The following is a 16,297-nucleotide window of genomic DNA, read 5'->3' on the forward strand; positions in this document are numbered from 1 at the left end:
ATGTGCGTCATCAGGGAGCTAATGTGGGACAATGCCCCCCACTTTCAGCCATACCCGAATCGACCACACCCATGAACGCCCCCCGCACACCCCGCCCTGCGCGCAAGAAGCCTGATTCCGCCACCCCGGCCACAACCGTGGAACCGCGTGAAAAGGCCAGCCTGCACCCGCGCAACCGCCACCAGGGTCGTTACGACTTCCCGGCGCTGATCAAGACCACGCCGGAACTGGCGAAGTTCGTGATCATCAACCCGTATGGCAAGGAAAGTATCGACTTCGCCAGCCCGGACGCGGTGCGGGTGTTCAACCGGGCGTTGCTCAAGTCGTTCTACGGCGTGGCGCATTGGGACATCCCGGCGGATTACCTGTGCCCGCCGGTTCCGGGACGAGCCGACTACGTGCACTTCCTGGCCGACCTGCTGGCCAGCGTCAACGACGGTGAAATCCCGCGCGGCGCACCGGTCAAGGTGCTCGATATCGGCATGGGCGCCAACTGCGTCTATCCGTTGATCGGTTACAGCGACTACCGCTGGCACTTCCTCGGATCGGAAATCGATCCAACCGCCGTGGCCGCCGCCAAGGCCATCGTGCAGTCCAACGGGCTGAACAAAGCCATTCAGTTGCGCAAGCAGAGCAATCCCAAGCATATTTTGCTGGGCCTGCTGGAGCCGGGCGAACGCTTCGACCTGACCATGTGCAACCCGCCGTTCCACGCCTCGATGGACGAAGCGACCAAGGGCAGCGAGCGCAAATGGCGCGCACTGGGCCGCGCCGACCCGAAACGCAAGCTGCCGGTGCTGAACTTTGGTGGTCAGTCGGCCGAACTGTGGTGCGAGGGCGGCGAAGCGCGCTTCGTGACTCAACTGATCGCCGAGAGCGCGCATTTCCAGCACAAAGTGCTGTGGTTCAGCACCCTGGTGTCCAAGGCGTCGAACCTGCCGGCCATCGAGATCGCCCTGAAAAAGGCCGGAGTGCTGGAAAGCCAGGTTGTGGAAATGTCTCAGGGCCAGAAGAAAAGTCGTTTCGTCGCCTGGACCTTCCAGACCAAGAGCGAACAGCAAGTCTGGCGCCAGCGCTGGACGCGTAAAAGCTAAGTTGGGCTGACAAGCTTAATTGCCGAAGAAATCAACTCAAACGCCTCGAACTCTCGGGGCGTTTATCTTTCAGAAGGCAAAGCAAATCTACAGCCGCCGCCAATAACCACCTTCAACATGAAATGTAATTTTTTCTATTAAATCCTGCCACCCCGACATTTAAAATCCAGTTAACCTCAACACTGCAAAGCTTTAAGTTTGCACATGACACTTTATTGATAAAGGACTATCAACATGAGCACAAATCGACAAAAATCATTCATCGCAACCATGAGCTTTTATGGCCAGTCTGTAGCCATGGTGCCAGATCCCAGAAATAAAAAACGCATGATATGGGGTCAAAACGGCAAGTATGCCCCCGACCAGCTTTATTTCAGGTGCGAGGGTGATTACTACAACATTTACATTCGCAGTAAAGGGCAACATTACGGAAAGACTATAGACCAGGAAGGAAACGACTTCGTAGCCAATCCTCCAGCGGGAGGTGATACGACTTCCTTCAACATCACCGACAAGAACTCGAACATCCTGACACTTGACGATTTGCCAGGCGAACGTGAAGAAATCTACTTGAGAACACGAAGCGGCTGCAAACTTACAACCCACTGGGCCTTTACTGACGAACCAACGATGATAATTGTGGGCGGCCAACGGATGCCACCCTTCACGTTGCATATTCTAGAGCGCAATGCTCCTTATCTAAGTAACCCAGAAGAAATATAACCGGCCAAATCCCGCCTCCCCTGGAGACTTCGTCATCGCTCCACGCAGGATGCCGAATGACGGGCACAAAAAAACCGTGCCCGGATCGCTCCGGCGCACGGTTTTTTTTTAACAAGTCTTACTTGTTAACAGCGTCGGTCAGGCCTTTGGCCACAACCAGCTTGATCACTTTCTTGGCAGCGATTTCGATGGCAGCGCCAGTCGAAGGGTTACGGCCAGTACGGGCAGGACGCTCGGTCACTTTCAGTTTGCCGATACCTGGCAGAGTGATTTCGCCGCCGTTTTCCAGCTGATCGGCAACGATTTGGCCCAGTTGGTCCAGAGCGTTACGCGCGGTGGTTTTCGGCGCGTCGATAGCTTCAGCGATGTCGGCGATCAGTTGGTCTTTAGTAAGAGCCATGTAGTGTTCCTTCCCTATCAAATTCATATGGATTGCAGAGTGCAGTGTCAGCCATCGAGCCCGATCTTCTGGATCTGGCACCCTCGGCCAAATAACCACGGGATCGGGGTTATAGATACCGAAATCAGGGTTTGGTTCGACCTGACAAATGCTGAATGCACGCTTAACGCAGTGACTACGCGTAAGACCGGGCAAAACTAGCACAGAGACGGGGAAATATCCGCCTCTAGCTACCCAATTGGTCAGCTTTATTGCTCTAAATCGGCAAAAAAACGCATAAGCACCGCCGGTCGCCCCACAATTGCCGTTCGCACCGCGCCAAAACCAGTGGTTGCGGTACACTGAGCGCTTTTTCGGGGAGCGCGCCCTCCCGTCTTCAATCAGCCGAGAAGCCCATGCCGATCCGTCATTGCATCGTCCACCTGATCGACAAAAAACCCGACGGCACGCCCGCAATTCTCCACGCTCGGGACTCGGAACTGGCCGAGTCCAGCGCCATCGAGAACATGCTTGCCGACCTCAATGAGAGCTACAACGCCAAACAAGGCAAGGCCTGGGGTTTCTTCCATGCCGAGTCCGGGGCACATCCGTTCAGCGGCTGGCTGAAGGAGTACTTCGATGGCGGCAAGGATTTCACTGCCTTCAGTCGCGTGGCGGTGGAGCACCTGCAAAAACTGATGGAAGAGTCCAACCTCTCGGTCGGCGGTCACGTCCTGTTCGCCCACTATCAGCAAGGCATGACCGATTACCTGGCCATCGCCCTGCTGCACCACAGTGAAGGCGTCGCGGTGACCGAACAACTGGACGTGACCCCGTCCCGTCACCTGGACTTGGGCCAGTTGCACCTGGCGGCGCGAATCAACGTGTCCGAGTGGCAGAACAACAAACAGTCCAAACAGTACATCTCGTTCATCAAAGGCAAGAACGGCAAAAAAGTCTCGGAGTATTTCCGCGACTTCATCGGCTGCCAGGAAGGCGTCGACGGCCCGGGCGAAACCCGCACCCTGCTCAAGGCCTTCAGTGACTTCGTCGAAAGCGAAGACCTGCCCGAAGACTCCGCGCGCGAGAAAACCAAGACCCTGGTGGATTACGCCAGCAGCCAGGCCAAGCTCGGCGAACCGATGGGCCTGGAAGAGTTGTCGGAACTGATCGACGAAGAACGTCCGAAAGCCTTCTACGACCACATCCGCAACAAGGACTACGGACTGTCGCCGGAAATCCCTGCCGATAAACGCACCCTGAACCAGTTCCGCCGTTTCACAGGCCGCGCCGAAGGTCTTTCCATCAGCTTCGAGGCGCACTTGCTGGGCTCGAAAATCGAGTACGACGAAGAAGCCGGCACGCTGATCATCAAGGGTCTGCCAACTTCGCTCACCGATCAGCTCAAGCGCCGCAACTGATGCTCGGTAGCGTATTGAAGAAATTCCTGCTGATACTGCTGGTGGTCGTGGTCTATCAGCAGTGGGGCAAGATCGAGCGGGTGTTCAACCCGTCGCAAGTGGTGTCCGAGCAGACCCAGGCCAAGGCCAACGTCGTGCTGTACGCCACCGAGTGGTGTGGCTACTGCAAGCTGACCCGGCGCTTTCTCGATCAGAAAGGCATTCCGTACAAGGAATTCGACATCGAGAAAGATGCCGTGGCGCGCAAGGCCTATGAGGCATTGGGGGGCGGCGGGATTCCGATCATCGATGTGAACGGGACGCTGATTCGCGGGTACGACCCGGATGCGATTCTGGCTGCCCTGAAATAATTTCTTCAGGGGCAACTGACTCTTGTGGCGAGGGGATTTAGCGAATCGTCGCACCGCCCCGTTGGGCCGCGCAGCGGCTCCAAAAGAGGGACTGCTGCGCAGTCCAACGGGGATAAATCCCCTCGCCACAGTTGTGTGTGTGCAGGTGTAGGTTTTCAGCGTGCCTCGATACGGAATCCAAACCGCGGAACGTGCACATGCACTACGCCGCCGCGCTCATCCTCACGACGCACAATCAATTCCTCGCTACCGGCAAACAACAACTCACCCGCCACCGGATCAACACCATAATCAGTGGCCGCGATCACCACTTGCTGACCCGCCTTGAAACCATTCGGGTCATCGAACGCTTCATCCGGCAGAGCAGCCGGCGTGGCGTTGCGGGCGACGTTCAGGGCTTCTTCAGAGGTCATCTCGCTTGGGGCACCATGACCGAAACCCAGCACTCGGGCCAACCAGGCCGACACCGCCGGATAGTTATCCACAAGTGGTGAGGTCACTGGTGTCGCCTTGAGGAACCACAATGGGTGAGCCAGAGCGAAGTCGGCAATCGATGGCTCGCCGAACAGGTAATCGCCCTCCTCGCGCTGCAGTTGCTGCTCCAGGCGCACCATGATCGTCGGCCATTGATGCCTGGCCTGCTCGGCGGATAAGCGGGTTGCACTGCCGCCACTGAACACGCCCGCCCGGTCGGCGATAAACGCCTTGATCGCTTCGGGGGATAAATTGGCAAAACGTACCGCTATCGATTCCGGCTGAAACACCAGGCTGACTGCATGCTGGAACACCACCGAATCGGCCCACGCCGCGAAGGACGCGGCGATCATTTCCTGCCCCTCGGGAAAGAATGCTGGCAAGGCTTTTTCCTGTTCCAGGCGCCGGGCAATCAAGGCCGTGTCGCAATAGATATCCGCACCGATCTGCAGCACCGGAGTTTTGCGATAGCCGCCGGTCAACGCGGTCAAATCGGGCTTTGGCATCACCGGCGAGATCTTCACCGAGCGCCAGGACAGCCCCTTGAAACCCAGGAGCAAACGGGCTTTTTCGGCGAAAGGGGACGTCGGGTAATGATGCAGGATCAACTCGGACATGCTCGGCTCCGTCGCACGAATGGGAACCCCAGCTTAGCGCGCAATCGGCAGGCAGCCTACCGATCTGCCTGATGGGAACTGATCAGTCAGATTGATAAGCCGGCAGCCGCGCTCGCCACCAGGCATTCCTTGGCGCTTTTCCTGAGTTTTTTGATCAGCCGTTCCTGACGCAGCGCTTCGCTTTTATCGCGGCAGATTTCGGTATAGACCAGCGCTACGGCCGGGCTGGAAAGAAAGAACCGCGCCCCTTTGCCACTTTGATGAGTGGCGAAGCGACGCACAGGATCATCGCTGATTCCGCAGTAGAGCGAACCATTGGCCGCGCGAACCAGATAGACGAACCACGGCTTAGTCACCTGTGAATCGGTGTCGGCAGGTTTTTCGTTGAGGGTGCTCACGTAACGATCAAGACTTGAAAGGAAACAAGCGGCGATCTTATCAGCGACTGGCCTGGAAAGCCTTCAGGCCCTTCAACGCTTGAGCGCGAACAGCGTTCTTCACCAGTGGCGTCCAGCCCAACAACAGGCCTTTGAAACCCAGTGCCTGACGTGACCAGGTCCATAGATCGAAGCTGTCGTGGTGCTCGCAGATCTTGCCGTCACGGAAGACAAAACGCGCCTGAATATCGTTGACCACGGTGTTGCCCGTCTGGCTGAACACATACGTCGCCACCCAATGGGCGCCACCCGTGCGTTCATCACTGCGCACATTGTCGAATGTCAGGGAAAAATCCTTGGCCCGGGTGGTGAGCATGCGCCACATGTCGCCAGCCTCTTGACCACGCAACTCGCCGAACGCCGGATCACTGAACACCACGTCATCGGTATAGCAGGCGCTCATGGCCTCGGCATCCAGCCGCGCAAAGGCCTGGTAGAACTGGGTGATCAATGCGTTGTGGGCATCACTCATGGGCAGGCTCCGAACGTTCACAGGATTGCCTGCACGATAGTCTGCAAATGCGTTGAAGACCATCGGCATTCGTGACAGGAATACCGGTTCACCTATTGCACTATGCCGCTCTCACGGGCATAGGCAAAAAGATCCACATCCGAGGAAATGCCCAGTCGTTGCATGGCCATGTTTTTCTGTTTGCTGATCGTTGAAACGCTGCGTTTGAAGTGACCGGCGATTTCACTGACGGTCATGCCGCTGGCTAGCATTCTTACGACTTCATGTTCTTTGGCCGACAATGCCGGGGAACTTGATTGGGCACCCGCATCTGCCTGAACCAGCGCCGTGCGCAAGGATTGGCTGATAAACCGCCGCCCTTCTTTCACCGCTTTGATCGCCTTGGGCAGTTCCGTTGCCGACGCGCCTTTGGCAACAATAGCCACCACACCCTGAGCGAACGCTGCCCGCAACGTCGCGACGTTGGCGAGCATCGTGACCAGAATGATGGGTGTCGCAGGATAGCGACGTCGAACCGTGCCCAACATTTTCAGGCCATCGGCCTGCTGATTGCCCGGCATCGAAAAGTCCGTGATCAACAAATCGCAAGGCGTGGCGCAGAGCAGGCGCAAAAGACTGTCCGGGTCATCGGCCTCACCCACGACTATGCACGTCCTGCTCAGATCGATCAGCATCCGCAAGCCGATGCGAACGACGGGATGGTCATCAGCAATAATTACCCTCATTGTCGGATTTTTCCTGTTTTGTGACTGGAATGCGCGAAAAATAGCGCCGTCCATCTCCCACCACAACGACCAATATTGAGCGAAAAATCGCCTCGCCCAACGCATTCGGGGTGTTGGGTTTTATCCTATAAAAGAATAAGAACCGCCCTACGATTTCAGGCTACAAGGGTTACGCAGAAGGACTACAGACAACACTACAAAAGCAGCGATTTGTACTGCGCCAACTCGCTTTCATACGCCGAACCGCCCGTTTTCGTATTAGTTGCATTCCACCTGGCTACATCGATCGATAGATTGCGCCCACCAACATGGGGCACAGCCCGCCAATCTTTCATCGAGGTAGCGTTCCACATGAACAAACGTATATCCCTTCTGGACACTGCATTGTTGTTGGCGCCCGTGTTGATCGCCTGCGCCCCCGCGACCCATGCCGCCAGCAGCACCGAGTTGAGCGTCTCCGGACTGATCACTCCCAGCGCCTGCACACCCAGCCTGTCCGGTGGCGGCATCGTCGACCACGGCAAAGTGACGGTCAAAGACTTGAACCCGGAAAAGCCCACCAGCCTGCAAAACGGCACGCTGTACCTCGATGTGAATTGCGAAGCCGCCACGCTGTTTACCCTGACGACCATCGACAATCGCGACGGCTCTTCCGCCTTTCACCCCAATAGTCACGGACTGGGCGTCATCAACGACGACCAGAACCTGGGCAGTGTTGCGTTCGGGCTGTTTGATGCGATAGCCGATGGGGTTCCGGTGAAAACCATCATGTCCCTCAACGATGGCGCCAACTGGCGAGTCTCTTCCTACCTGGGGCACGCCGGCCTGACTTCGTTTGCGTCATTGACTGACCTGACCACACCCATCGCCATTAAAGACTTGAACGCCCGTCTGACGGCCTTTACCACCATCGTTCGCGCGAACGACCTGACGCTGTCCGACGAAATCCCCATCGACGGGCACATCACCGTGCAGCTGAACTACTGATGGGCCGCAGAGCCCGGCTACTTTTACTCGCACTTTCAACGGGACACGTCATGACCAGATTTTTAACCGGTACGCGTCACCTGCTCCATTACGGCGTCGGTGCGCTCGCCCTCCTGCTGGCCGTACAAGCTCAGGCCGACGGCATGGTGCCGAACACTTCCGTGGTGATCGTCGACGAGGCCGACGGCGAAGCTTCTGTTTCGGTGACTAACACCGATGCCAACCTGGCATTGATGCACGTCACCATCGAAGACATCGCCGAGGACAGCGAGTCCCTGGTGTTCGTGACACCGCCGCTGGCGCGGGTAGACGCCTCAAAAACGCAATTGGTGCGGTTCATTCTTCAAACGGAAAAACCCTTGCTCACTCAGCGCTTGAAGCGGGTGATCTTCGAAGGCATACCCCAAGGCAAACCTGAGGCCCAGGCCGGGCAGGCACGGGTTGGCGTGACCGTGCGCCAGAACCTGCCCGTGATCCTCCATCCCAAAGGCCTGGCGCCTAATCGCACACCCTGGACCGACCTGCAATGGTCGCTGCAAGACGGTCAATTGAGCGTGCGCAACGACACGCCTTACGTCGTGCGTCTGGGCCAGGAGGTGCAATTGTTGCCTTCGGCGGGCCATGCGATGTTGCCCAAAACCTATGTGTTGCCCGGGGAAAACATCAGCATCAAGGCACCTGAAGGGGCCGCCACGCAGGTGCGTTTTCAACCGGCGACTGTCTATGGTTTCGCCGTGCCGCATTACGAGGCGCCAATCAAATCCTGAAACCCACCCTGAGAGCGCCTACAACGGAACAGTGAGCGCCTGATTCAAGGCGACGGCACTTCAGCCGTCGCCCCAGGCGTGTCTGAGCCATAGCGAATGGGCCGGCACGCCGACATAACCCAAGTGAACCCGATGAACACAGTATCAATTTACCGTGATGGCGAAGCCGTGCCCGTGAATCGTGCCAGCGCTCGCCCTCACCTGTTGCGGCGGCGAACCACGGTGGCGTTGCTGTTGACCAGCGCGCTGATGGTGCCCGACGTCTGCAGTGATGTTTTGATACCGGCGTCGTTCGACAAAGACACGTTGCAGCAGCGCGGTATCGATCCGGCACTCGCGACGTTGCTGATGCAAGCGCCGCGATTCGCCGCCGGAAGGCACCCGGTCACCCTCACGGTCAACGGCCAGCGCCATGGCCGGGTCGACGTTACGTTCAATCGCGAAGGCGCGTTGTGCTTCGATCGCCCGTTACTCGATGCGGCCAACCTGACTGTGCCCACCCGCATGCTGGACGATGGCCCGTGTCACGACTTCCTCGGCACCTCACCGCAGACCGTGATTGAACCGGATCCGGCGAGCCTTGCCCTGGCACTGGTCGTGCCTACCGACGCGATACGCCCCACGGCCCGGGATTTCACCGGTTATCAAACCGGTGGTGTCGCCGGTCTGCTCAATTACGACGTCACTGGCCTGCACAGTCGTTTTGGCGACCAGTCGAGTCGCTATGCCTCGGCCAACACCGAACTCGGCTTCAATGCCGGCGACTGGATCGTGCGCAGCCGTCAGGTACAGACCTGGCAGGACAATGTTTCCCGCACGACCCATATCGCGGCCTACGCCCAACGCACCTTTGCCAGTCATGAGGCGGTGCTGCAGGCGGGTCAGATCAATCTGTACAACCCGGTCCTGGCCGGTGCGCAGATCACCGGCGTGCAAGTGCTGAATGAGCAAGCGCTGCAGATCGAAGGACAGAGCGCGGTCATCGAAGGTATCGCCAACAGTCAGGCTCAGGTCGAGGTTCGGCAGAACGGTTCGTTGATCTATTCCACGGTAGTGCCCGCCGGGCCGTTTGCCCTGACCAACGTACGACGACTCAACACTCGCTCCGACGTAGAAGTCACCGTCAAGGAAACCGATGGCAGCGAGCGCAGCTTTACCATACCTGCCACGATGCTCGGCATAGGTTTGCCAGCCCCCGGCTATTCGCTGGCGGCCGGCCAGGTACGCAGTATCGGCGATGAACAGGGTGGCGATCCCTGGGTGATCAGTGGCGGCTGGAGCGGTGCGCTCACCCCGCAAGTGTTGCTCAGTGCAGGCCTGACCGGCGCCGCCGATTATCGCGCGGCCGGGGCCAGCGTCGGGCTGCTGCCCTCCCCTGTCACCCAGGTTCAAGCCACGCTGACCGGCGCCGACGCCGGTGGCCGACAAGCCAGTCAAGGACTTCAGGCAGACCTGAACGTATCGCACCGATTAAGCGAGCAGTGGGCGTTCAATGTCGGCAGTTCCTACCGAACCCTTGGCTACCGTGAACTGGAAGACGCGGTGTTCGACAACACCGCAGGCGACAGTAAGTCCCGTTATCGCGACCAGCAAAGCGCAGCCCTGTCATGGTCCCATCCGTGGCTGGGCGCCTTCAGCGGGGGCTTCAGTCGATCCAGCTCATTCGACGGGCAAAGCAACAGCCGCGCCCTGGCCTCCTGGGGCACTTACATCGGCGGGGTTTCTGTCTCGGCAACGGCCGAATGGCAAGTCAGCGGCGCCAATCGCAGCGATGACAGCATTTACCTGAACCTCAGCTTTCCCTTGGGCGAGAACCGCCGGGCACGCACCTGGGTGCGCAACGCCGGTGGCGAATACCGCAGCGGCGTTGGCCTGAGTGAACAGGTCAGCGATCAACTGGCGTACCGGGTCGGCGTCGAACATGACACACGGGACAAACAGGTGCAGTCCACGGCCGGTGTTTCGCTGTTGCCGCGCTACAGCCAACTGGACCTGAACTACAGCCGTTCCGACGCCGAGCGCTCCAGCTATCAGGCCAGCGCCCGTGGCGGCGCGGTGCTGCACAGCGGTGGCGTGACGCTGTCGCCTTATCCAGTGAGCGACACCTTTGCCCTGCTCTCGGTGGGCGAAATGGGTGCGATCAAAGTGACGACGCCCAGCGGTCCGGTCTGGACTGACTGGCGAGGTCAGGCGGTGGTCCCGCAAGTGGCGGCTTATGGTCGCAGCCCAGTGGAAGTCGACACCAAAACCCTGCCGCGCAACGCCGACATTCACAACGGGCTGGCGGTGATTTCCGCTGGACGCGGTGCCGTCGACAACGTCGAGTTCGGCATCAGCATGACCCGTCGCGCCTTGCTCAAAGTCACCAGCGCCAACGGTGCGCCACTGCCGCGTGGCGCGACTGTGAATACCGAGGATGGCGAGTTCGTCACCCTGGTACAGGACGGCGGCCTGGTGTTTTTGCCCAACGTCCTCGACGCCCGTTCGTTGTGGATAAGCGCGCCGGGGCTGGATCGCTGCGAACTGCGTTTCGAACTGCCGGCCGATGCCGACATCAACGCGTATTACGAAACCGTCCCCGCCAAGTGCCGAGCGCTCTGAACATGAATGCAATGAACCTGTCCCGATATTGGCTGCTGCCCCTCGCTCCGATGGCGCTGAGCGCACTCCCCTCGCTTGCCGAGGCGTCCGCTGATAACTGCCAGTTCAACCTGAGCCAGCCCGTGCTCGATTACGGGTTGATGAACCGGGCGATTCGTCCCGATTCTGCACCAGAGCGAAACTTGGGTGAACGTCAGCTACGCCTGAACCTGAGTTGTCCACAGCCCATCGACATGCACCTGTTTTATCGAGCCACGGCTGCGACGGCTGAGCGTTTTCGCTTTGCCGAACGCGGCAGTTATCAGGTACGTATCCGTGACGCGGTACTCGATGGCAAATCCGTCGATATCGGATTGATTGCCGGTGCCGGCCAGCCCCCCAGGGAAACGGCGGCCAACCTGATCTGGCGACCGGGGCATGGTGTTGTTCCCATGCAAGCCGGCGCGTCGTTACAGGGCCGCCGTTTCTCGGCACAGCTTGAGCTGAGCGCCTGGGTTCAAGAGCAAGGAATGCAGGTGCGTGACGCGGTCACCTGGGAGACTTCCGGTGTGTTCGATGCCGTCGCTGCCGGACGCACCCAAGAGGCAACCTTGCGCGCCCGATTCGCCCCGGCAGCCTGCGAACCCATGCTGTCCAACGGCGGCGTGGTCGACTTCGGCACCCTGTCGAAAAACCAGCTCAACGCCGATAAGAGCACGCGCCTGCCGCCCAAGTCCCTGAGCCTGAGGGTTGCTTGCGACGCGCCCACTTCATTCGCCCTGATCATGCAAGACAACCGCTCAGGCTCAGCCTCGATCACCAGCGACATTTACTACGGCCTGGGAGCTGACAGCCGCCAGAACAAGATCGGCCTGTATTCATTGAACGTCGACCCGGCCGACGCCAGTGCCGACGGCTTCGCCCGTCTCTATCGAACCGACTCCACCACCAACGGCGTGGCCTGGAGCACCGCCAGCGCCAATCCGATCCCCATTGGCAAAACCAGTTACCTGGGCTTTACCGACAGCCCCGGTAGCAACGCCGGCCCGGCGCTGATCCAGAACCTCAGCACCACCGTAACCGTCGATGCCGTCATCGCCCCCACCAACAATCTGGATTTGAGCAGCGCCATCGACCTCGATGGCGCTGGGACGATCGAGATTGTTTACCTGTAACACCCAACCCGATCCTGCTGAATCCGGGGCGCGTTCGAGCACCTCGGGGCCGTCAGGACAACAACCGTAGAAGTGAGTAAAAAATGATTAAAAAATACTTTGTAGCACTCTCCGCCACCACGCTGATCAGCATTACGCCTTATGCGCTGGCAGCGTCCAGTACTGATCTGACCGTCACCGGCACTATCACGCCAGGTGCTTGCACGCCGACCCTGTCCAACGGTGGCGTCATTGATCATGGAAAGACTTCGGCAAAGGATCTAAATCTGGACCGCAATACAAATCTGCCAAAAGAGACGCTGCAATTTTCGATCAACTGCGATGCTGAGCAGCCTTTCAAACTACGCGCCATCGATAACCGGCCTGGCACGTCGATAAGCACCAGCACATACGGTCTGGGCTTCATCAATGGCAATCAAAAGCTCGGGGGGTTTTTCATAAGAATGGTGAATCCATTGGCAAACGGCGTCCCGGCATCGACCCTGGCCTCTTACGATGGCGGCGCAACGTGGATACCGAACAAGTGGATGGATCCTGAGTATCCCCTGCTCTCGGTCGGTTCCGTTAGCGACACAACCACCCCGATAGCCGTCAAGGACGTGACGATGGACCTTGAAGTATCCACCGCGATTGCCCGCGCCGACGGCCTGGACCTGACTGACGAAGTCGCTATCGACGGTTCCATCACCCTGGAAGTCGACTACCTGTAACACCGTAGCCACCCTTGCCCGGGGTCATGCTTCGGGCAAGGATTGATTCCGCTGACCCTCCATAGCGAAACCCTGCCCCATGAAAACAATCGCCCATGCTCTGACGATGGCGTTCATCGTCACGACTTCGCCACTCACATTCGCCGCCTCGTCGACGGACCTGAGCGTAAAAGGAACCATCACCCCGCTAGCCTGCACGCCGAGCCTGTCCAACAGCGGCCTCGTCGATTTCGGAAAAATCCCCCGGCAGAACCTGAGCGTCGACAATCGAACGCGACTGCGCGACCAGACGCTAGACCTAGGCATCCAGTGCAATGCCCCCACACGTTTCGCCCTGCTCATGCGTGACAACCGCGACGGCTCGGCCATCGTCAACAGCGAGATTTATTACGGCCTGAACCTCGACCGCAGCAACAACAAAATCGGCCTGTATTCGCTGCACTTCGAGCCAGCCAGCACTGTGGTGGACGATCTGCCGCAAGTCTTCAGAACCGACTCCACCACAGGCGGCTTGGCCTGGAGCTCATCGAGCAGCCGTTCGATTGCAATTGGCGCCAGAAGTTACCTGGGGTTTACCGACGTGGCCGGCAGCAGCGCCGGCCCGATTGCTATCCAGAACCTGACGAGCCGAGTGACTGTCGAAACCGTCATCTCGCCCACCTCCGAGCTGGACCTCAGCGCCGAGGTGCAACTCGACGGCGCGGCGACACTGGAGGTTGTTTACTTGTAGTTCAGACCTTCTCGCTGACCACCTGAACGTACAGCGAACGCCCGGCACCGAGGCCGGCAATGATTGCACCGAGGCCGATCACGCCGAAGATCCAGCCCACGGCGGTCCAGCCGCCGGTCCAGTCGTGCACGATGCCGACTGCGAACGGTCCCATGGATGCCAGGGTGTAACCGAAACCCTGGGCCATGCTCGACAGGTTCGCCGCCACGTGGGAATCGCGCGAGCGCAATACGATCAAGGTCAATGCCAGGCTGAACGTCCCTCCCTGCCCCAGCCCCAACAGAATCGCCCAGCCCCAAAGGCCTTCGATCGGAGCATACAAACAACCAAACAAACCGCCGAGGGTCAGCACCATGACAATCACAATGGCCAGACGCTGATCCTTTCCGCGCGTCGCCAGCCACGGCGCCGCCAGAGAGCTGGCCAACTGGATGATGACCGAACCCGACAACACCAGGCCGGCCTGGGTTGCGGTCAGGCCACGACCGATCATGATCGACGGCAACCAGCCGAACACGATGTAGGCCAGGGACGATTGCAGGCCCATGTACAAGGTGACTTGCCAGGCCAACGGGTCGCGCAGCAATCCCCGGACGCGATAGGCAACGTTGTGCGCGCCGTGTTTCTGCCCGACTTGCGGTAGCCAGAAAATCGCCGCGATCAAGGCTGGAATCACCCAGAACCCGAGCCCCAGCGCCCAGCTTTTGTCCCAGTGTTCGCTCAACGGCACCGTGGCGCCCGCCGCCATGGCCGCGCCCAGGCACAGGGCCATGGTGTAGACACCGGTCATGGTTCCGGCGTGTTTGGCGAAGTCGCGCTTGACGATGCCCGGCAGTAACACACCGATCACACCGATGCTGGCGCCCGCCAAAACGCTGCCGGCGAACAGGCCGATCTCGCCAAAGGAACTGCGCAGGATGATCCCGCCCGCCAGCGTCAGGAGAATGCCCAACACCACCCGCTCCGCACCGAAACGACGCGCCAGAACCGGTGCCAGCGGGGCGAACAGGCCCAGGCACAGCACCGGCAACGTGGTCAGCAACCCGGCCTGTGACGCTGACAGACCCAGGTTTTTCGACACCTCGCTCAGCATCGGCGCCATGCTCGACAGTGCCGGGCGCAGGTTCAGCGCCACCAGAATCAGGCCCAGCAGCAACAGCCACGGTCGACCCAGGATTGGCTGGGTTTGCTGGACCTGATCGTCATCGGCCTCGGCGTCGATCAGCAGCTCTTCCAGTTCTGCCGTGCGCTTGGGTGAGGTGAGATCGGTTGGCTGGCTGGACATGGTTCTCTCGGTTTCAAGGTTCATTGATCAACTGCCTCGACAGGGCTTTGGCCCGCTCCGGGTCGCGTTGCTCCACGGCATCGAGCAGTTCGACGTGCAGGTCGAAGACTTCCTGGCGCCGGGGTGTGATGTTCAGGCAGTGGCGCAATTGCGCGCCGACTACGCTGGAGAAATAGCGATACAGCTCGCTGAGGGTCGGGTTGTGCGCGGCGTCCACAAGACGGCGGTGGAACACCAGGTCGCAAGCGATATAGGTGTCGAGATCGCCGTGATAGTGGCTACCGCTGACACCCAATGCCTCACGCAAGGCCACCAGGTCTTCCTCGGTGCGGCGCAATGCAGCCAGGCCGATGGCCTCGACTTCGAGGATGTGCCGGGTTTCACGGGCCTGCTCCTGGGAGCAACGAGTCAAGGCCTTCATGGTGTCCAACGGATCGACCACGGCACGCAGATAACTGCCATCGCCCTGACGAATCTCGATCAACCCGGAAAACGCCAACACACGCATGGCTTCGCGCACTGTGTTGCGGCTGATGCCCAGCTCTGCAGACAGCTCGGGCTCGGTTGGCAAGCGCTGGCCCACCGCCCAGACGCCCTGATTGATGCGCAGGCGCAACTGCTCCAAGGCCTGATCGACCAGGGAACGCTTAATCAATGGAGAAATTTCTGACATAGGATTCGCCCTGTCATCCAATCATAGGATGAATTTTCTGACATATTAGTCAGGTCGGTGCGAGAGAACAACCTTCTCAGAGGGAATCGCGATCCCCTGTGGGAGCGAGCCTGCTCGCGATGGACGTTAACGATTACGCTGGGAGCCTGACGCCCCGCTGGGTTCTCAGGTCCATCGTCGGAACGCCGCCCGGAGCATGCTCGCTCCTACAATTTGCAAATGGGCAGGCGAAAAAAAGGCCCTTCACGGTTTGCCGTGAAGGGCCTTCTTGATGCCCGAGTATCAGGCTTCGGTCTTGGCTGCCGCAGCTTTGGCAGCCGCATCCTTGACCAGGGCCTGCAACGAACCGTCAGCGGACATTTCAGTCATGATGTCGCTACCGCCGACCAGCTCACCAGCTACCCACAGTTGCGGGAAGGTTGGCCAGTTGGCGTATTTTGGCAGGTTGGCGCGGATTTCCGGGTTCTGCAGGATATCCACGTACGCAAATTTTTCGCCACACGCCATCACGGCCTGCGCGGCTTTCGCGGAGAAGCCACACTGCGGGGCGTTCGGCGAGCCTTTCATGTAAAGCAGAATGGTGTTGTTGGCAATCTGCTCTTTAATCGTTTCGATGATATCCATGGAGCACCTCGGCTGAACTTTCCGACTCATGGGTCGGCACGGTGGCGCATTGTAACGGAAAGCCGAGCGCCCTG

At 59.3% G+C, this 16,297-nt stretch carries 18 protein-coding genes; 10 read left to right on the forward strand and 8 right to left on the reverse strand.

Going from position 1 to position 16,297, the window contains the following annotated elements; all coding sequences use genetic code 11:
* Positions 1 to 71: 71 nt before the first annotated feature.
* Positions 72 to 1,094: a 23S rRNA (adenine(1618)-N(6))-methyltransferase RlmF gene (rlmF, locus tag ACA054_RS26440; RefSeq protein WP_497686857.1), complete on the forward strand. Its 1,023-nt coding sequence runs from the start codon at positions 72 to 74 to the stop codon at positions 1,092 to 1,094.
* Positions 1,095 to 1,328: 234 nt separating this feature from the next.
* Entirely contained in the window at positions 1,329 to 1,817 is a 489-nt protein-coding gene (locus ACA054_RS26445) for a hypothetical protein (protein ID WP_497686858.1), read from the forward strand.
* Positions 1,818 to 1,935: 118 nt separating this feature from the next.
* On the opposite strand, the gene ACA054_RS26450 is transcribed toward ACA054_RS26445, so the two are convergent.
* Positions 1,936 to 2,217 carry an HU family DNA-binding protein gene (locus ACA054_RS26450; protein WP_007905514.1) on the reverse strand — a complete coding sequence of 94 codons (282 nt, stop codon included), beginning with the start codon at positions 2,215 to 2,217 and terminating at the stop codon, positions 1,936 to 1,938.
* Between the two features lie 395 nt (positions 2,218 to 2,612).
* On the opposite strand from ACA054_RS26450, the gene yejK reads away from it, so the two are divergent.
* Positions 2,613 to 3,617 (forward strand): nucleoid-associated protein YejK, encoded by a 1,005-nt coding sequence (gene yejK, locus ACA054_RS26455; protein WP_497686859.1) that lies wholly within the window; start codon positions 2,613 to 2,615, stop codon positions 3,615 to 3,617.
* Positions 3,617 to 3,967 (forward strand): glutaredoxin family protein, encoded by a 351-nt coding sequence (locus ACA054_RS26460; RefSeq protein WP_497686860.1) that lies wholly within the window; start codon positions 3,617 to 3,619, stop codon positions 3,965 to 3,967. The genes yejK and ACA054_RS26460 overlap by 1 nt, the downstream gene beginning before the upstream one ends.
* 155 nt (positions 3,968 to 4,122) lie before the next feature.
* On the opposite strand, the gene ACA054_RS26465 is transcribed toward ACA054_RS26460, so the two are convergent.
* From ACA054_RS26465 to ACA054_RS26480, 4 genes are all read right to left on the reverse strand, one after another.
* Positions 4,123 to 5,058 carry a glutathione S-transferase family protein gene (locus ACA054_RS26465; RefSeq protein ID WP_497686861.1) on the reverse strand — a complete coding sequence of 312 codons (936 nt, stop codon included), beginning with the start codon at positions 5,056 to 5,058 and terminating at the stop codon, positions 4,123 to 4,125.
* An 86-nt stretch (positions 5,059 to 5,144) separates the two neighbouring features.
* Positions 5,145 to 5,456 carry a GIY-YIG nuclease family protein gene (locus ACA054_RS26470; protein WP_497686862.1) on the reverse strand — a complete coding sequence of 104 codons (312 nt, stop codon included), beginning with the start codon at positions 5,454 to 5,456 and terminating at the stop codon, positions 5,145 to 5,147.
* Positions 5,457 to 5,496: 40 nt separating this feature from the next.
* The gene (locus tag ACA054_RS26475; protein ID WP_497686863.1) at positions 5,497 to 5,967 is read right to left on the reverse strand and encodes a nuclear transport factor 2 family protein; all 471 of its coding nucleotides are present in this window, start codon (positions 5,965 to 5,967) and stop codon (positions 5,497 to 5,499) included.
* 92 nt (positions 5,968 to 6,059) lie between these two features.
* Complete coding sequence (locus tag ACA054_RS26480; RefSeq protein ID WP_497690375.1) at positions 6,060 to 6,692, reverse strand: response regulator; 633 nt, start codon at positions 6,690 to 6,692, stop codon at positions 6,060 to 6,062.
* 351 nt (positions 6,693 to 7,043) lie between these two features.
* Between ACA054_RS26480 and ACA054_RS26485 the strand changes: the two genes are divergently transcribed.
* The 6 genes from ACA054_RS26485 to ACA054_RS26510 all read left to right on the forward strand — a co-directional run bounded on the left by ACA054_RS26485 (position 7,044) and on the right by ACA054_RS26510 (position 13,641).
* A complete protein-coding gene (locus ACA054_RS26485; RefSeq protein ID WP_497686864.1) occupies positions 7,044 to 7,679 on the forward strand; it encodes a DUF1120 domain-containing protein in 636 nt (211 codons plus the stop codon).
* 50 nt (positions 7,680 to 7,729) lie between these two features.
* Entirely contained in the window at positions 7,730 to 8,446 is a 717-nt protein-coding gene (locus tag ACA054_RS26490) for a fimbria/pilus chaperone family protein (RefSeq protein ID WP_497686865.1), read from the forward strand.
* Between the two features lie 132 nt (positions 8,447 to 8,578).
* Positions 8,579 to 11,047, forward strand: coding sequence for a fimbria/pilus outer membrane usher protein (locus tag ACA054_RS26495; RefSeq protein WP_497686866.1), 2,469 nt, complete (start codon positions 8,579 to 8,581; stop codon positions 11,045 to 11,047).
* 11 nt (positions 11,048 to 11,058) lie between these two features.
* Entirely contained in the window at positions 11,059 to 12,201 is a 1,143-nt protein-coding gene (locus tag ACA054_RS26500) for a DUF1120 domain-containing protein (RefSeq protein ID WP_497690376.1), read from the forward strand.
* Positions 12,202 to 12,284: 83 nt separating this feature from the next.
* Positions 12,285 to 12,911: a DUF1120 domain-containing protein gene (locus ACA054_RS26505; protein WP_497686867.1), complete on the forward strand. Its 627-nt coding sequence runs from the start codon at positions 12,285 to 12,287 to the stop codon at positions 12,909 to 12,911.
* A 79-nt stretch (positions 12,912 to 12,990) separates the two neighbouring features.
* Positions 12,991 to 13,641 (forward strand): DUF1120 domain-containing protein, encoded by a 651-nt coding sequence (locus ACA054_RS26510; protein ID WP_497686868.1) that lies wholly within the window; start codon positions 12,991 to 12,993, stop codon positions 13,639 to 13,641.
* Between the two features lies 1 nt (position 13,642).
* Here ACA054_RS26510 and ACA054_RS26515 read toward each other — a convergent pair whose 3' ends face one another.
* The 3 genes from ACA054_RS26515 to grxD form a co-directional block, all read right to left on the reverse strand.
* Positions 13,643 to 14,950 carry a CynX/NimT family MFS transporter gene (locus tag ACA054_RS26515; protein WP_497686869.1) on the reverse strand — a complete coding sequence of 436 codons (1,308 nt, stop codon included), beginning with the start codon at positions 14,948 to 14,950 and terminating at the stop codon, positions 13,643 to 13,645.
* Positions 14,940 to 15,599, reverse strand: coding sequence for a FadR/GntR family transcriptional regulator (locus ACA054_RS26520; protein ID WP_497636414.1), 660 nt, complete (start codon positions 15,597 to 15,599; stop codon positions 14,940 to 14,942). The genes ACA054_RS26515 and ACA054_RS26520 overlap by 11 nt, the downstream gene beginning before the upstream one ends.
* Positions 15,600 to 15,881: 282 nt before the next feature.
* Entirely contained in the window at positions 15,882 to 16,223 is a 342-nt protein-coding gene (grxD, locus tag ACA054_RS26525) for a Grx4 family monothiol glutaredoxin (RefSeq protein WP_497686870.1), read from the reverse strand.
* Between the last annotated feature and the right edge of the window lie 74 nt (positions 16,224 to 16,297).

The organism is Pseudomonas sp. LBUM1653, assembly GCF_059716115.1.

Bases quoted from the DNA above. Each gene is read 5' to 3' on its own strand.
- rlmF (WP_497686857.1), top strand. From the start codon at position 72: ATGAACGCCCCCCGCACACCCCGCCCTGCGCGCAAGAAGCCTGATTCC.
- ACA054_RS26445 (WP_497686858.1), top strand. From the start codon at position 1,329: ATGAGCACAAATCGACAAAAATCATTCATCGCAACCATGAGCTTTTAT.
- ACA054_RS26450 (WP_007905514.1), bottom strand. From the start codon at position 2,217: ATGGCTCTTACTAAAGACCAACTGATCGCCGACATCGCTGAAGCTATC.
- yejK (WP_497686859.1), top strand. From the start codon at position 2,613: ATGCCGATCCGTCATTGCATCGTCCACCTGATCGACAAAAAACCCGAC.
- ACA054_RS26460 (WP_497686860.1), top strand. From the start codon at position 3,617: ATGCTCGGTAGCGTATTGAAGAAATTCCTGCTGATACTGCTGGTGGTC.
- ACA054_RS26465 (WP_497686861.1), bottom strand. From the start codon at position 5,058: ATGTCCGAGTTGATCCTGCATCATTACCCGACGTCCCCTTTCGCCGAA.
- ACA054_RS26475 (WP_497686863.1), bottom strand. From the start codon at position 5,967: ATGAGTGATGCCCACAACGCATTGATCACCCAGTTCTACCAGGCCTTT.
- ACA054_RS26480 (WP_497690375.1), bottom strand. From the start codon at position 6,692: ATGAGGGTAATTATTGCTGATGACCATCCCGTCGTTCGCATCGGCTTG.
- ACA054_RS26485 (WP_497686864.1), top strand. From the start codon at position 7,044: ATGAACAAACGTATATCCCTTCTGGACACTGCATTGTTGTTGGCGCCC.
- ACA054_RS26490 (WP_497686865.1), top strand. From the start codon at position 7,730: ATGACCAGATTTTTAACCGGTACGCGTCACCTGCTCCATTACGGCGTC.
- ACA054_RS26495 (WP_497686866.1), top strand. From the start codon at position 8,579: ATGAACACAGTATCAATTTACCGTGATGGCGAAGCCGTGCCCGTGAAT.
- ACA054_RS26500 (WP_497690376.1), top strand. From the start codon at position 11,059: ATGAACCTGTCCCGATATTGGCTGCTGCCCCTCGCTCCGATGGCGCTG.
- ACA054_RS26505 (WP_497686867.1), top strand. From the start codon at position 12,285: ATGATTAAAAAATACTTTGTAGCACTCTCCGCCACCACGCTGATCAGC.
- ACA054_RS26510 (WP_497686868.1), top strand. From the start codon at position 12,991: ATGAAAACAATCGCCCATGCTCTGACGATGGCGTTCATCGTCACGACT.
- ACA054_RS26515 (WP_497686869.1), bottom strand. From the start codon at position 14,950: ATGAACCTTGAAACCGAGAGAACCATGTCCAGCCAGCCAACCGATCTC.
- ACA054_RS26520 (WP_497636414.1), bottom strand. From the start codon at position 15,599: ATGTCAGAAATTTCTCCATTGATTAAGCGTTCCCTGGTCGATCAGGCC.
- grxD (WP_497686870.1), bottom strand. From the start codon at position 16,223: ATGGATATCATCGAAACGATTAAAGAGCAGATTGCCAACAACACCATT.